This is a genomic window from Reyranella aquatilis, from assembly GCF_020880995.1.
Classification (GTDB): domain Bacteria; phylum Pseudomonadota; class Alphaproteobacteria; order Reyranellales; family Reyranellaceae; genus Reyranella; species Reyranella aquatilis.
The window spans coordinates 257,706-271,892 of sequence record NZ_JAJISD010000006.1 but is presented as its reverse complement, the minus strand read 5'-3'; the positions used below and the strand labels follow the sequence as shown (position 1 = coordinate 271,892).

The 14,187-nt window shown below is 67.0% G+C and carries 12 protein-coding genes; 9 read left to right on the top strand and 3 right to left on the bottom strand.

Going from position 1 to position 14,187, the window contains the following annotated elements; all coding sequences use genetic code 11:
* Nucleotides 1–7: 7 nt before the first annotated feature.
* The 3 genes from LJ725_RS29205 to LJ725_RS15765 all read left to right on the top strand — a co-directional run bounded on the left by LJ725_RS29205 (nucleotide 8) and on the right by LJ725_RS15765 (nucleotide 4,267).
* The gene (locus tag LJ725_RS29205) at nucleotides 8–1,207 is read left to right on the top strand and encodes a helix-turn-helix domain-containing protein (RefSeq protein ID WP_230551597.1); all 1,200 of its coding nucleotides are present in this window, start codon (nucleotides 8–10) and stop codon (nucleotides 1,205–1,207) included.
* 43 nt (nucleotides 1,208–1,250) lie between these two features.
* Nucleotides 1,251–2,702: a serine hydrolase domain-containing protein gene (locus LJ725_RS15770; RefSeq protein WP_230551596.1), complete on the top strand. Its 1,452-nt coding sequence runs from the start codon at nucleotides 1,251–1,253 to the stop codon at nucleotides 2,700–2,702.
* 95 nt (nucleotides 2,703–2,797) lie between these two features.
* Nucleotides 2,798–4,267, top strand: coding sequence for a M81 family metallopeptidase (locus LJ725_RS15765; protein WP_230551595.1), 1,470 nt, complete (start codon nucleotides 2,798–2,800; stop codon nucleotides 4,265–4,267).
* A gap of 21 nt (nucleotides 4,268–4,288) precedes the next feature.
* Here the strand turns inward: LJ725_RS15765 and LJ725_RS15760 are convergent, their stop codons facing one another.
* Together LJ725_RS15760 and LJ725_RS15755 are read right to left on the bottom strand one after the other, a co-directional pair.
* Nucleotides 4,289–5,029 carry an amino acid ABC transporter permease gene (locus tag LJ725_RS15760; RefSeq protein ID WP_230551594.1) on the bottom strand — a complete coding sequence of 247 codons (741 nt, stop codon included), beginning with the start codon at nucleotides 5,027–5,029 and terminating at the stop codon, nucleotides 4,289–4,291.
* Between the two features lie 18 nt (nucleotides 5,030–5,047).
* Entirely contained in the window at nucleotides 5,048–5,881 is an 834-nt protein-coding gene (locus LJ725_RS15755; protein WP_230551593.1) for an ABC transporter substrate-binding protein, read from the bottom strand.
* A 131-nt stretch (nucleotides 5,882–6,012) separates the two neighbouring features.
* Here LJ725_RS15755 and LJ725_RS15750 point away from each other — a divergent pair, with 131 nt between their 5' ends.
* From LJ725_RS15750 to ychF, 5 genes are all read left to right on the top strand, one after another.
* Nucleotides 6,013–6,921 (top strand): TauD/TfdA dioxygenase family protein, encoded by a 909-nt coding sequence (locus tag LJ725_RS15750; protein ID WP_230551592.1) that lies wholly within the window; start codon nucleotides 6,013–6,015, stop codon nucleotides 6,919–6,921.
* 145 nt (nucleotides 6,922–7,066) lie between these two features.
* A complete protein-coding gene (locus tag LJ725_RS15745) occupies nucleotides 7,067–7,999 on the top strand; it encodes a ribose-phosphate pyrophosphokinase (protein WP_216957112.1) in 933 nt (310 codons plus the stop codon).
* 76 nt (nucleotides 8,000–8,075) lie between these two features.
* Nucleotides 8,076–8,762, top strand: coding sequence for a 50S ribosomal protein L25/general stress protein Ctc (locus LJ725_RS15740; protein ID WP_230551591.1), 687 nt, complete (start codon nucleotides 8,076–8,078; stop codon nucleotides 8,760–8,762).
* A 27-nt stretch (nucleotides 8,763–8,789) separates the two neighbouring features.
* Nucleotides 8,790–9,443 carry an aminoacyl-tRNA hydrolase gene (gene pth / locus LJ725_RS15735; RefSeq protein ID WP_230551590.1) on the top strand — a complete coding sequence of 218 codons (654 nt, stop codon included), beginning with the start codon at nucleotides 8,790–8,792 and terminating at the stop codon, nucleotides 9,441–9,443.
* 3 nt (nucleotides 9,444–9,446) lie between these two features.
* Nucleotides 9,447–10,544: a redox-regulated ATPase YchF gene (gene ychF / locus LJ725_RS15730; RefSeq protein WP_230551589.1), complete on the top strand. Its 1,098-nt coding sequence runs from the start codon at nucleotides 9,447–9,449 to the stop codon at nucleotides 10,542–10,544.
* Between the two features lie 186 nt (nucleotides 10,545–10,730).
* On the opposite strand, the gene LJ725_RS15725 is transcribed toward ychF, so the two are convergent.
* Nucleotides 10,731–12,662: a PhoX family protein gene (locus tag LJ725_RS15725; protein ID WP_230551588.1), complete on the bottom strand. Its 1,932-nt coding sequence runs from the start codon at nucleotides 12,660–12,662 to the stop codon at nucleotides 10,731–10,733.
* Nucleotides 12,663–12,815: 153 nt separating this feature from the next.
* Between LJ725_RS15725 and LJ725_RS15720 the strand changes: the two genes are divergently transcribed.
* A complete protein-coding gene (locus LJ725_RS15720) occupies nucleotides 12,816–14,186 on the top strand; it encodes an esterase-like activity of phytase family protein (protein ID WP_230551587.1) in 1,371 nt (456 codons plus the stop codon).
* Nucleotide 14,187 lies beyond the last annotated feature (1 nt).

Genomic DNA, 14,187 nt, shown 5'->3' with positions numbered 1-14,187 from the left:
GATCGCCGTGAACGACACGCTCCTCCTCTCCCTCGACTGGATGCTGCGCGGCGGCACGATCGCACTCGTGCTGCTGATCGCCGGCACGCTGCTGCGCGATTTCGGTGGAATACTGTCGGCGCGCCTGGGTGCGCTGTTCGCACTCGGGACCGCCACCTACGCGCTTTCTTCGGCTGCCGGCTTCCAGGCCTTCGGCGGCTGGTGGGCGTTTCCGGCGCTGGCCCTCTCGGCCGGCAACAACACCGTCTTCTGGCTCTTCGCCTCGTCGCTGTTCGACGACGGCTTCCGCCTGCGCCCCTGGCACGCCGGCCTCTGGCTGCTGCTCGTCGGCGCCGGCCTTGCCGAATGCTTCCTCGCAGGCCCGCGCGACTCCGCGTTCGGACACGCGCTGGGCATCGGCCTCACGCTGTCGTCGTTCGCCTTCGCCGTCCTCGCGGTCGCCAGGACCCTGTCCACCTGGCAGGCGGATCTGGTCGAGGGCCGCCGGCGGCTGCGGCTGTTCGTCGTCGTCGGCTCGTCCGCCTACATCGGCCTGATGGCACTCTCGCAGCTCTTCGGTGCGGTGCGCGCCGCCCCGGAGCGCGCCAGCCTGGTGGCCGCCGTCGCCCTGCTTGCAATTGCGGCCAGCGTCGCTTGGTCCCTCCTGCGGCCCGGCGCAGCCCGGTCGCTGTTCGTCGGCATCCCGGCGGCCGATCGACCGGCGGAACCCGCGCGCGTCCCGGAGGCGACGCCTTCAGCCGCCCGGAGCGGGGAGCCACCGCAGGCCGAGCCGGTCGATGGGGGTCTGCTTGCGTCGCTGGAACACGCCATGACGGTCGAGCGAACCTATCGGCAGGACGGCCTCACCATCGCGGCCCTGGGTCAGAAGCTCGGCCTGCCGGAGCATCGGCTGCGGCGCCTGATCAACCAGGGGCTGGGCTACCGCAACTTCAACAGCTTCCTGAACCACTACCGCATCGCCGAGGTGAAGGCGGCCCTCGCCGACCCCGGCCAGGCCGAGGTGGCGGTCCTGACCATCGCCCTCGACGCCGGCTTCAGCTCCCTGGGGCCGTTCAACCGGGCGTTCAAGGCCGAAACCGGCCTGACACCCACCGACTATCGCCGCCTGCACGGCGGGAAATCGCAACAAACAGTGGCCGATTCCGGAATCGGCCAGCCGCCGTTCGGATTCGGCGCGAAGGATTCGCCCGCCTCCCTAGGGTCCTGACAGGTCCGGGCGACGCCCGGCCATCACACCCCGGGAGAGATCCATGCGCCGTTCCCCCTTGCCCCCCGTCGTCCTGCTGCCGCTGGCAGGCATCGCCCTGCTGTCCCTGGCGGGCTGCGGCCGCTTCGATCCGGGCCGGATGGCCGGGGTGGCAACCGGCTTCGTCAGCCACCAGATGTGCTCGGCCACCTTCGTCTCGGGCCTCGATCCGCAGGCCTTCTACCGCGAGGCTGTCGCGCCCACGACGAGGCCGATCGACCCTCTGCTCAGCCATCGCATCGACCGCGACCGCGGCGAGGTCACGGTCACGCTGGCCGGCATGGCCGAAAGCCGGGCCGCCTATCGCGGTCCGCTGGGCTGCCTGGTGCTGCATGATCCGCTGCCCGCGGCGGAAGCGATCGAGCGGACGCCGCCGGCTGCCCCTCTTCTGCCGCCGATCGCTGGCCCCGCGCTGGTCGAGCCGGCGACACCCGCCCTGAAGGTGGCGCTCGACCGCGCCTTCGAGGAGACCTCGGCGCCGCCGCATCGCCGGACCAAGGCCATCGTGGTCGTGCGCGACGGGCGCATCGTCGCCGAGCGCTATGCGCCGGGTGTCGGGATCGACACGCCGCTGATCGGCTGGTCGGCCACCAAGTCGGTGATGAACGCCCTGACCGGCATCCTGGTGCGCCAGGGCAGACTGAGCCTCCATGGACCCGCGCCGGTCGCGGCCTGGTCCGATCCGAACGACCCGCGCCACGCCATCTCGGTCGACAACCTGCTGCGCATGACCAGCGGCCTCGATCTCGGCAATTCGCTGACCGCGGGTCCCAGCGACCTGATCGATCCCTCCTCGCAGATGCTGTTCGACGAGCGCGACATGGCGGGCTTCGCCGAGCGCGCCCGGCTGAAGGCCGCGCCGGGCACGAGCTGGGCCTACGCGAACGGCAACACGCTGCTCCTGTCGCGCCTGGTGCGCGACAAGGCGAGCAATGGGGCGAGCAATGGGGCGAGCAATGGGGCGGGCGGCAATGCCGCGGCAACGCTCGCCTTTGCGCGCCGCGAACTGTTCGACCGGCTCGGCATGACGAACGTCACCCTCGAATTCGACGCGGTCGGCACGCCCGTCGGATCGAGCCACATGCTGGCGCCGGCCCGCGACTGGGCGCGCTTCGGCATGCTCTATCTCGACGATGGCATGGTCGGCGGCACGCGCCTGCTGCCCGAGGGCTGGGTCGACTATTCGGCAGCCCCGACACCGGGCAGCGAAAGGTTCGGGTACGCCGCGGGCTTCTGGACCAATCGCGGCGACAGCACCGGGGCGCGCCATCGCACCCGTCTCGGCCTGCCCACCGATTCGTTCATGGCCCGTGGTGCGTTCGGCCAGTACGTCATCGTCGTGCCGTCGCGCCGCCTGGTCGTCGCGCGCTTCGGCATCTCGCACAGTCATGACAACGACATGGCAACCGTGGCGCGGCTGGTCGCGGACGTGATCGCCGCGACCGACATCGAATGATCCGCCTTCGACGAAGCCCGTGCTTGCCGTGACGCGGTGCGCCACTAGACTTGGCTTTTGGGCGTTTCATTCACCGCAGAGTGTCGGACATCGAGATGAAAAAGATCTTCACGGCGTGCCTTGGCACGGAGACCAATACCTTTGCCTCCATCCCGACCGGGCACGGCCTGTTCGAGGAGACCTGCCTGTTCCGCAAGGGCAGCTACGGCGACAAGGTGCCGATGTTCGGGGCGCCGCTCGACGTCTGGCGCAAGCGCTCCGAGGCCAAGGGCTGGCAGGTGGTCGAGAGCCTCTGCGCCTTCGCCCAGCCGGCCGGCAAGACCGTGAAGAAGGTCTACGAGGCGTTCCGCGACGAGATCATTGCCGACCTGAAGGCGGCGATGCCGGTCGATGCGGTGTTCCTGTCGATGCACGGCGCCATGGTGGCCGAGGGCTACGACGACTGCGAGAGCGACCTGCTCGCCCATGTGCGCAAGGTCGTCGGGCCGGACGTTCCGGTGGGCGCCGAGCTCGACCTGCATTGCAATATCGGCGAAGGCACGATGCGCGATGCCACGGCGCTGGTCCTGTTCAAGGAGTATCCCCACGTCGACGTGTCGGACCGTGCCGACGACCTGTTCAACGTCATGGAAGGCGCCATCGAGGGCCGCACGAAGCCGGTGATGGCCACCTGGGACTGCCGCATGATCGGCGTATTCCACACGACGCGCCAGCCGATGCGCGGCTTCGTCGACAAGCTGATGGCGATGGAAGGCAAGGACGGCGTGCTCTCGCTCTCCGTCGCCCACGGATTCCCATGGTCGGACATCAGGGAGATGAGCAGCCGCATCATCGCCATCACCGACGGCGACAAGCCCAAGGCCGAAAAGCTCGCCAAGGAGCTGGGCATGGAATTCTTTGCCATGCGCGAAGCCACCCAGCCGCCCTATGTGACGCTGGAGGCCGCCATGGCGCGCGTCAGCTCGCACAACCTGCCCAAGCCCATGGTGCTGGCCGACGTGTCGGACAATGCCGGCGGCGGTGCCGCTTCGGACTCGACCTTCATCCTGCAGGCCCTGCTCGACGGCAAGGTGAAGGACGCGGCGATCGCCATGTTCTGGGATCCCGGCGCGGTGAAGCTCGCCTTCGAGGTGGGCGAAGGTGCCGAACTCGACATCCGCCTGGGCGGCAAGCTCGGCCCGCAGTCGGGTCCACCGGTTGATGCGCGCGCCAGGGTGCTGAAGCTCGAGAAGAACGTGTTCATCCAGTTCGGTGGCGCACGAAAGGGCACCAGCCCGATCGGCGATGCCGCCGCGCTGCAGATCGAGGGCGTGACGGTGATCGTCAACTCCACGCGCTCGCAGTGCCACAGTCTCGACTGCTTCACCAAGCTCGGCGTCGATCCCTCGACCAAGAAGGTCGTGGTCGTGAAGTCGATGCAGCACTTCCATGCCGCCTATGCGCCGATCGCCAGCGAAGTGGTCTATGTGGCGGCTCCCGGCGCGCTGGTGCCGGACTGGTCGCTGCTGCCCTACAAGAAGGCCGACAAGACGCAGTGGCCCTTCGTCGCCAACCCGCACGCGTGAGCCGATCGACGCAAGCAGCCCTCAGCGCGGCAGAGCGGCCTGTTCCACGGCGGGCATTACGACAGCGGTGCCCGCCGTCTTCTCCTTTGTCTCCGTCGTCCGCGTCGGATCGTAGCGGCGTTCGAGCCAGCGCTGGGCGCGGTCCCACAGGGTCGTCAGCACGAGGTAGTAGACGGCGGCGGCGGCGAAGACTTCGAGCACGTCGAACTTGATCTGCATGATCATCTCGGCGCGCCGCATCAGCTCCTCCATCGAGATCACCGAGGCGATCGACGTGGCCTTGAGCAGGCCGTTCACCGAATTGCCGAGCGCCGGCAGGATGATCCGCGTGGCCTGGGGCAGCAGAACCTTGCGCAGCGCCAGCGAGCGCGAGAGGCCGAGCGCCTTGGCGGCATCGTGCTGGCCGGCGGGGATGGCGAGGAAGCCGCCGCGGATGATCTCGGCCATGTAGGCCGCCTCGTTCAGGACCAGCGTCACGATCACCGAGGTGAGCACGCCGAACTTGATGCCGAGCTGCGGCAGGCCGGAATAGATCATCACCATCTGGATCAGGAGCGGCGTGCCGCGGAAGAACCAGATGTAGCCCTGTGCGATCCGGCTGACCGTGCCGTGGCGCGACGCCCGCATCAGCGCGATGGCAAGGCCCAGGATCAGCCCGCCCGCCAGGCCCGCCACGGTGAGGCCCGCCGTCACCAGCACGCCGACCAGCAGGAACTGGTTGGTCAGCGCCGCGTAGAAGTCGCCGACGTCGAAGCCTCTCATGATGCGACCGCGCCGAGACTAGGCCGGGCCGGGGCCGCGAATGACGAAGGTCTCGACCGGCAGCTTGGTGAGGCCGTACCTGTCGAACAGCTTGTCGTAATAGCCTTCCTTCTTGAGTTCGGTGAGCGCGGCCGCGACCTTCTCCGCGACGTTCTTGTTGCGATACATCTGCGTGGTCGGCGCGCTGCCGAGCCCCGTTGCGGTGATCTCGATCAGGCCGCGACGCTTGATCTCGACCGCCGTCACGTCGATCAGGATTGCCGTCTCGACCTGGCCTGCACGCAGCGCCGCCAGCACGTCGGTGGCGGTCTTGAAGGTGAGGATCTCGATCGGCTTGGCACCCTTCGCGACCTGTTCCTTGTCGACGCCGCGCAGCCAGCGCTCCTGGTAGGAATTGACCTCGACGCCCGCCTTGCGGCCGGCCAGCGACGCCGCGTCGGTGAGCTTCAGCGGTGAATTGGCGGTGACGGTGAGCGCGATGGTCTGCTGCGCATAGGGCACGGTGTAGGCGATCTTGGAGCGCTCCTCGGTCCAGAACATGCCGGTATTCACGCCGTCGAAGCGGCCGCTCTGCATCGCCGGGATCATCGGCGGGAAATCCATGCGGATCAGCTCGAGCGGGATGCACAGCTTCTTGGCGATCTCGCGCATCAACTCGACGTTCAGCCCCTGCAATTCGCCCTTCTCGTCGACGAACTGCTGCGGCGGCAGCGTCGGGTTGATCGACATCTGAAGCTTGCCGGGCGCGACGAGATCGCTGTCGGCGATCGCCGGCTTGCAGGTCTGGGCTGCCCCGGGCATCGCGGCGAAGCAGAGCGGAAGAAGCACGGCCGAGATCAGTGGAACACGCATGACATCCATCCTCGATAGGCCTGTCGCCACGAGGGTCCGCGGCACAGCGCTTGCAGTGGTGTTGGCCCAGAGGTCGATCCAGGTCCCTGCCCTGGGAAACTGCAATAACGGTGCCACGGAAGGAGTCCGCCATGACCGCACAGGTCGATCCGTCGTTCGATTGGCGCAGCGCCGCTGCCGCGCGCGGGCTCGTCGTCACCGATCTCGCCGAGAATGTCGCGACGTCGATCGAGGGCATCGACCTCAGCGATGACCATGACGATGAGATGATCGCGATCATCCGCGCCGCCTGCGTGGCGCGCACGCTGCTGCTGTTCCGCGGCCAGGAAAAGCTCTCGCCGGCCGGCTATCTCGCCTTCGCCAACCGCTTCGGCGGGCGCCCCGACCTGCACTCGCTAAGGCACTATTGCCTGCCGGATCACCACGAGATCTTCGTGGTCGGCAACGTGCACGAGGATCAGGCGAGGGTCGGCTCTCCGAAAGTCGGCCTCAACTGGCACACCGACCACTACCACCTGCCCGAACCCGGCCTGTTCACCTATCTGCACGCCATCCAGGTGCCCGAGGGTCAGGGTGACACACGCTATGCAAACGGCATCGCCGCCTACGAGGCCCTGCCCGACGCCAAGCGCGCGGAGATCGACGGATTGAAGGTGCTGCACAGCCGCGCCCGCCTGTTCCGCAATCTCTTCCCCGAAGCGACGGAGGAAGAGGCGGAGGCCGAGCGCCTTAAGATCCCCGACGTCGTCCATCCGCTGGTCCGCACCCATCCGGAGATCGGCAAGCGCGGCCTCTACCTGGGCGGCGAATGGGGCTCCTGCATCGACGGCATGCCCGCCGACGAGGCACAGGCCCTTTACGACGAACTGCTGCAGCACATGATCCAGGACCGCTTCTCCTACCAGCATCGCTGGCAGCCGGGGGACGTGCTGATGTCGGACAACCGCTGCAGCCTGCACCGGGCCAGCGAATGGGACGAGGCGACGCAGGTGCGCCGGCTTCATCGCATCATCATGATCGACGACAAGGTGCCCTACTGAGGTGAGCGAAAGCCCCGTATTTCAGGGCGTTTACAGACCACCGACTCATTGGTATGTTCCGCCCCGTCGCGGCCAGGGATGGCCGTTTTGTCGTTTTAGATCAACGGCTTAACGATATCCCGCCCCGGCGCGAGGGACGCGATCCATGAAGATTCTGACCGGCAACAGCAATCGACCGCTGGCCGAAGCCATTTCCGCCAAGCTGGCCCTGCCGCTGGTGAAGGCCAACATTCGCCGATTCTCGGACAACGAGATCTTCGTCGAGATCCTGGAGAACGTGCGCGGCGAGGACGTTTTCGTCATCCAGTCGACCAGCTTCCCGGCCAACGACCATCTGATGGAACTGCTGATCACCATCGATGCGCTGCGCCGCAGCTCGGCCCGCCGCATCACCGCGGTGATCCCCTATTACGGCTACGCCCGTCAGGACCGCCGGACCGGCTCGCGCACGCCGATCTCGGCCAAGCTGGTCGCCAACCTGATCACCCATGCCGGCGCCCATCGCGTGCTGACGCTCGACCTGCATGCCGGCCAGATCCAGGGCTTCTTCGACATCCCGCTCGACAATCTCTACGCCGGCCCGGTCTTCTCGAAGGACATCAAGGAGACCTTCTCCAATCGCAGCCTGACCGTCGTGTCGCCCGACACCGGCGGCGTGGTGCGCGCCCGCGCCATCGCCAAGCGCATCGACGCCGATCTCGCGATCATCGACAAGCGCCGCGAGGCGGCCGGCGTCAGCGAAGTGATGAACGTGATCGGCGACGTGAAGAACCGCGACTGCATCCTGATCGACGACATCGTCGATTCGGGCGGCACGCTGTGCAACGCGGCGGTCGCGCTGATGGACCAGGGCGCCAAGTCGGTTTCCGCCTACATCACGCACGGCGTGCTGTCGGGCGGTGCGGTGGCCCGCGTCGCGGCCTCGCCGCTCGAGAAGATGGTCATCACCGATTCGATCATGCCGACCGAGGCGGTGCGCGTGTCGCCGAACATCCGGCCGCTCAGCATCGCGACGCTGATGGCCGAGGCGATGAAGCGCATCACCGACGAGGCGTCGGTTTCGAGTTTGTTCGACTGAGGAATTTCAAGAGATCCGGCGATGGGCACCCCTGGAGGCCACGCCGCGATGACAGAGCAACCCAAGGAGATGTGAGATGGCAGAGACGACCAAAGTCGTCGCGAAGATGCGGGATCGGGCCGGTAAAGGGGGCGCCCGTTCCAGCCGTCGCGATGGACTGATTCCCGCAGTGATCTACGGCGACAAGCAGCCCCCGGTGATGATCGCCGTCGAGCCGAAGACGATCGAGCGCGAGCTTCACAAGGAAGGCTACTTCAACCACCTGATGAAGATCGCCGTCGATGGCACGGACTACGACGTCCTGCCGCGCGACGTGCAGGTCGATCCGGTGACGGACAAGCCCCTCCATCTCGACTTCCTGCGCATCGGCCCTGAGTCGATCATCACCGTGCAGGTGCCCGTGCACTTCCGCAACGAGCTGGCGTCGCCCGGCATCAAGCGCGGCGGCGTGCTGAACGTGGTGCTGCACGAGATCACCGTGCGTACCAAGGCCAGCTCCATTCCGGAGTATTTCGAGGTCGACCTGACCGGTCTCGAGATCGGCCACTCGATCCACATGTCGACGCTGAACATCCCCGAGAGCGTTCGGGTCGTGACGCGCGACAAGAACGCGACGGTGGCTTCGATCGCCGCCCCGACCGTGGCGCGCGAAGCGGCCGCGACGGAAGCGGCTCCGGCCGACGGCGCGGCGCCGGCGGCGGGTGCGGCCGCGGCGGCAGCTCCGGCGGCAGGCGCCAAGGCGCCCGCTCCGGCGAAGAAGTAACGGGCGGGCGAAGGCTCCGCTCCGTCGATGCTTCTGCTGGTCGGGCTCGGCAATCCCGGGCCGCGCTATGCGGGGCACCGGCACAATGTGGGATTCATGGCGGTGGACGAGATCGTCCGCCGCCGTGTCTTCTCCCCGTGGCGTTCGCGTTTCAACGGCGAGGTGGCCGAGGGCCATCTGGGCGGCGAGCGCGTCATCGCCCTGAAACCGATGACGTTCATGAACGAATCGAGCAAGGCCGTGGGCGAAGCCGTGCGCTTCCTCAAGGTGCCGCTCGACCGTCTGGTCGTCTTCCACGACGAACTCGACATCGCGCCCGGACGGGTGCGCATGAAGAAGGGCGGCGGCGCCGGCGGACACAACGGCCTGCGCGACATCGACGCCCATGTCGGCAAGGACTATCGCCGCGTCCGCATCGGGATCGGTCATCCGGGCCACAAGGACCTGGTGCTGCACTGGGTGCTGCGCGACTTCGAGCGCGACGAGCGTGATCCCAGCACCGGCTGGGTCCCGAAGGTGCTGAGCGCACTGGCCGAGGAAGCGGCGCTGCTGGTCGAAGGCGGCGCCAAGGCCGACGAGAAGTACATGAGCCGGGTGGCGCATCTCGCGCCGCCTCCCGACCTTCCGGCCCGCCTCGACATCAAGGGCGCCCAGAACGGCAAAGAGCACAGCAAAGAGTAGATCATGGGTTTCAACTGCGGAATCGTCGGCCTGCCCAATGTCGGCAAGTCGACCCTGTTCAACGCGCTGACCGCCACGCAGGCGGCGCAGGCGGCCAACTATCCGTTCTGCACCATCGAGCCGAACGTCGGCCGCGTCGCGGTGCCCGACCCGCGGCTCGACAAGCTCGCCGCGATCGCGGGCTCGGCCAAGATCATCAACACGCAGCTCGAATTCGTCGACATCGCGGGTCTCGTGAAGGGGGCGTCGAAGGGCGAAGGCCTCGGCAACCAGTTCCTCGGCAACATCCGCGAGGTCGATGCGATCGCCCATGTGCTGCGCTGCTTCGAGGATGGCGACGTCACGCACGTCTCGGGCAATGTCGATCCCGTGCGCGATGCCGAGGTCGTCGAGACCGAGCTGATGCTGGCGGACCTCGACAGTCTCGAGAAGCGCCTGCCCAATCTCGAGAAGAAGGCCAAGGGCGGCGACAAGGAAGCAGCGGCCGAGGCCCCCGTCGTGAAGAAGGCGCTCGACGCGCTGCGCGACGGCAAGCCGGCCCGCGAGGCCAAGCTGACGGACGACGAGCGCGCCGTGTTCTCCCGCCTGCAGCTCATCACCGCCAAGCCGATGATGTACGTGCTCAACGTCGAGGAAAGCTCGGCCGCGACCGGCAACGAGCACAGCGCCAAGGCGGAGGCCTTCGCAAAGTCACGCGGCATGCCGTCGGTCGTGATCTCCGCCGCCATCGAGGCCGAGGTGGCGCAGCTCCCGGCCGAAGATCAGAGCGACTACCTGTCGTCGCTCGGCCTCGAGGAGACCGGCCTCGCCCGCGTCGTGCGCGCGGGCTACGCGCTGCTCGACCTCGTGACCTTCTTCACGGTCGGCCCCAAGGAAGCCCGCGCCTGGACGGTGCGGCGCGAGGCCAAGGCGCCGGAAGCGGCCGGCGTCATCCACACGGATTTCGAGAAGGGCTTCATCCGCGCCGAGACCATCGCCTACGACGACTACGTCGCCCTGAACGGCGAAGCCGGCGCGCGCGATGCCGGCAAGCTGCGGCTGGAAGGCAAGGAGTACGCCGTGAAGGACGGCGACGTTTTCCATTTCAGGTTCAATGTTTAATGCGCTTGCGCGTCAAACATTGGTGAGCGGCAGCGCTTGTAACCAAGCGCGAGAGCTCACTCGGCGCAGAATGGACAAGAACAGAGGCGCGAAGCTTCTCAACGGAGCGCGCCACTCCAGTAGCGCTCATATCTCATTGGACTGACGGTGCATAAGCGCCACTGGAGTGGCGCGCTCCAATGAGTCTTAACTCCCGATAACGCCCCCGCCCTTCTTCGTGATCGCGATCACCGACGGCCGCGGCGGCATGCCGGGCTTGAAGTCGGGCCAGCGCGTCGAAGGTTTCTCGAAGGTCGAGTTCCGGTCCTCGCCAGGATGCTGGATGGCAAGGAACAGGGTGGTGTCACCGGGTGTGAAGATCGGCCCGCAGACTTCGGCGCCCGTCGGCGCCTGGTAGAAGCAGCGCGTCAGCGCGCGGCCGAACCCCAGCGTGTCGGCGGCGTAGACACCGTCGGCCACGCCGGCCGCCGAAGGCGCACCGTCGGTCGCGATCCACATGCGACCCTTGCTGTCGAAGGCAATGTTGTCGGGGCAGCTCAGCCAGCCATTCTCCGACGTGGCGCGATGATAGCGGGCGCCGGCATCCTGCCCGGGCTTGCCGGCCAGCAGGAAGATCGACCACGTGCCCTCCGGCGCGGCGTGATCGCCGTCCTTCGGGGCGATCTCCAGGATATGGCCGTGATCGTTGGTGGCGCGTGGGTTGGCCTTGTCCACCTGATCCGGCTTGCGCAGACCGTTGTTGGTCAGCACGACATAGACGCGGCCGTTGACGGGATTGGTCTCGATGTCCTCGGGCCGGTCCATCGGCGTCGGCTTCAGCAGATCGGCCGCCAGCCGCGTCTTCACCAGCACGTCGCCTTGGGTCGCGAAGCCGTTCTCCGCCGTCAGCGGCCCCTGCCCCTGCACCAGCGGCAGCCACGCGACCTTTCCGTCAGCATCGAACCGCGCGACCGAGAGCGTGCCTTCGTCCAGCAGGTTCTTGTTGGCCGCGCGATCGTTGGGATTCCACGCCTTCGACGTGACGAAGCGGTAGACGTACTCGAAGCGCTCGTCGTCGCCGCTGTAGAAGACGACCCTTCCATCCTTTGCCAGCGCATAGGTGCAACCCTCGTGCTTGAAGCGGCCGAGCGCCGTGCGTTTGATCGGCGGCGAGCCGGGATCGTAGGGGTCGGTCTCGACCACCCAGCCGAAGCGGTTGGGCTCGTTCGGTTCCTTGTCGAAGTTGAAGCGGTCGACATGCTGGCCCCAGGCGTTGGTCGCCTTGGCGACGCCATAGCGCTTGCCGAGCTCGGTATCGGCCAGGCGCGCCGCGTCTCCGTCGAAGTAGAAGTGGAAATTCTCCTCGCAGGTGAGCCAGGTGCCCCACGGCGTACTGCCGCCGGCGCAATTGCCGAAGGTGCCCAGCACGCGCGTCCCCGTCGGATCGGCGGAGGTCTTCATCTTGGCATGGCCCGCCGCCGGACCCGAAATCTCCATCGGCGTCGTGGCGGTGAGGCGGCGCGCGTATTTGCTGTCGGGCACGACCTTCCAGCCGGCGCCCTCACGCGCGATCTCGATGATCGCGCCGCCGACCGACGCCATCTCGACGGCCACCTGCTCCTTCGTGGCCTTCAGCGCGGCGCCGCGGCCACTGCCCAGCCCTGCGAACATCAGGTTCGGATTGGTGTATTCGTGGTTCACGACCATCAGGAAACGGTCGCCGCTGCGATTGCCGGCCGGCATCGGATAGAGGCCGAGATAGTCGTTGTTGTAGCCGAATCGCTTCTCCTGCTCCGCCGCGGTCAGGGTTGCAGGATCGAATTCCAATCCGCCGCCGATGATGGGATCGCCCCAGCGGATCAGCACCTGCATGTCGTAGCCGTCGGCGACATGCTGCGTGTCGTCGAGCGTGTGCGCCAGTTCCTTGAAGGTGAGCGTCGAGGGTCCGTTCACCTGGGCCTGCGCGTCGGTGACCGCGAACGGGCTGCCGAGCGAGGCGGCAACACCTACGCCTGCCAAGCCTCTCAGCGCGTCGCGCCGGCTGAGGCGCCTTTCGATCAACTCGCCGATCGACGGCTCGGTGCTGGCATTCACGCCGATAGAGTCGGGATCGATGAAGTCGTCGCTGTGCGCAGCCATGTCCACTCCCGGAAACAGCCCGTCTGGTAACCGGCGATCGTGGCGTTTCCGTTACGAGTTTGCCCGGCCTGCGGTGCGATCCACAAGCACCGTCAGCAAACCGTAGCGTGACGCCTGTAGCAGGCGGTCGTCACACCTCATGAAGAGACAGGCATGAAATCCCATCTGCTGCTTGCGACCTCCGCCACCGCCCTGCTGCTGGCGGCTCTCCCCGCCTCGGCTCAGACGAAGTATTCCGCCACGCTGGAAGGCCACGCGATCCTGCCGGCGATGACCCTCGTCCCCGCCCCGGCCGATGCGCCGCAGGACCTCCAGATCTCCGGCCGCTACGCCGGCCCCGCCGGCCAGCGGGTCGACGCGCCCGAGAGCGTGCCCGGCATGTCGGCGCTGTCGGACAAGGCGGCACCGCGGCCCACCGGGCTCAGCCTCCCGTTCAAGGGCCAGCCGGTGCAGGGCTTCTCGGGCATCCGCAAGCTGCCGGACGGCTCCTATCTCACGATCAGCGACAACGGCTTCGGCAGCAAGGCGAACTCGCCGGACGCCATGCTGATGTTCCACATCGTCAGGCCGGACTGGAAGGCGGGAACGGTCGAGCGCGTCTCCACGGGCTTCCTCAGCGACCCCGACCGCAAGGTGCCGTTCCGCATCGTCAATGAGAACACGCCGAAGCGCTATCTCACCGGCGGCGACTTCGACCTCGAATCGGTGCAGCCGATCGGCGACTACCTCTGGTTCGGCGAAGAGTTCGGCCCCTACCTGATCAAGACGGACAAGAGCGGCAAGGTCCTGCAGGTCTTCGAGACCAAGGTCGACGGCAAGCTCGTGCGCTCACCCGATCATCCGGCAATGACCCTGCCGGGTGCGCCCGGCGCGGTGAAGTTCGAAGTCCGGCGCAGCAAGGGCTTCGAGGGCATGGCCCAGTCGCCCGACGGCAGGTTCCTCTATCCGCTGCTCGAAGGTCCGCTGATGACCGAATCGGGCGAGATGGAAGCCAGGGACGGCAAGCGCTTCCTGCGCATCCTCGAGTTCGACGTGGCCAAGGGCGAGTACACGGGCAGGAGCTTCAAGTACACGCTCGAAGCGCCGGGCAACGCCATCGGCGACTTCAACATGATCGACGCCAGCACCGGCCTGATCATCGAGCGCGACGACACCGAGGGCGACGCGGCGCAGGCCTGCAGGGACGGCGCGATCAAGGCCGACTGCTTCAACGTGCCGGCCAAGTTCAAGCGCATCTACAAGATCGACATGAGCCAGGCCGATGCCGATGGCTTCGTGAAGAAGGTCGGTTACATCGACCTGATGGATATCCAGGACCCGAACAAGGTGGCGCGCGCCGGTGCGAAGGACGGCAAGCTCACCTTCCCGTTCTTCACCATCGAGAACGTCGACGTGGTCGATGCCGACCACATCATCGTCGGCAACGACAACAACCTGCCCTTCTCGTCGGGCCGGGCGCTCGGCAAGTCCGACGACAACGAGCTGATCCTCCTGAGGGTCACCGACCTCCTGAAGGCGAAGTAAC

What these genes read in the sequence shown, in the direction of transcription:
- LJ725_RS15770 (WP_230551596.1), top strand. Translation starts at nt 1,251, where the DNA reads ATGCGCCGTTCCCCCTTGCCCCCCGTCGTCCTGCTGCCGCTGGCAGGC.
- LJ725_RS15765 (WP_230551595.1), top strand. Translation starts at nt 2,798, where the DNA reads ATGAAAAAGATCTTCACGGCGTGCCTTGGCACGGAGACCAATACCTTT.
- LJ725_RS15760 (WP_230551594.1), bottom strand. Translation starts at nt 5,029, where the DNA reads ATGAGAGGCTTCGACGTCGGCGACTTCTACGCGGCGCTGACCAACCAG.
- LJ725_RS15755 (WP_230551593.1), bottom strand. Translation starts at nt 5,881, where the DNA reads ATGCGTGTTCCACTGATCTCGGCCGTGCTTCTTCCGCTCTGCTTCGCC.
- LJ725_RS15750 (WP_230551592.1), top strand. Translation starts at nt 6,013, where the DNA reads ATGACCGCACAGGTCGATCCGTCGTTCGATTGGCGCAGCGCCGCTGCC.
- LJ725_RS15745 (WP_216957112.1), top strand. Translation starts at nt 7,067, where the DNA reads ATGAAGATTCTGACCGGCAACAGCAATCGACCGCTGGCCGAAGCCATT.
- LJ725_RS15740 (WP_230551591.1), top strand. Translation starts at nt 8,076, where the DNA reads ATGGCAGAGACGACCAAAGTCGTCGCGAAGATGCGGGATCGGGCCGGT.
- pth (WP_230551590.1), top strand. Translation starts at nt 8,790, where the DNA reads ATGCTTCTGCTGGTCGGGCTCGGCAATCCCGGGCCGCGCTATGCGGGG.
- ychF (WP_230551589.1), top strand. Translation starts at nt 9,447, where the DNA reads ATGGGTTTCAACTGCGGAATCGTCGGCCTGCCCAATGTCGGCAAGTCG.
- LJ725_RS15725 (WP_230551588.1), bottom strand. Translation starts at nt 12,662, where the DNA reads ATGGCTGCGCACAGCGACGACTTCATCGATCCCGACTCTATCGGCGTG.
- LJ725_RS15720 (WP_230551587.1), top strand. Translation starts at nt 12,816, where the DNA reads ATGAAATCCCATCTGCTGCTTGCGACCTCCGCCACCGCCCTGCTGCTG.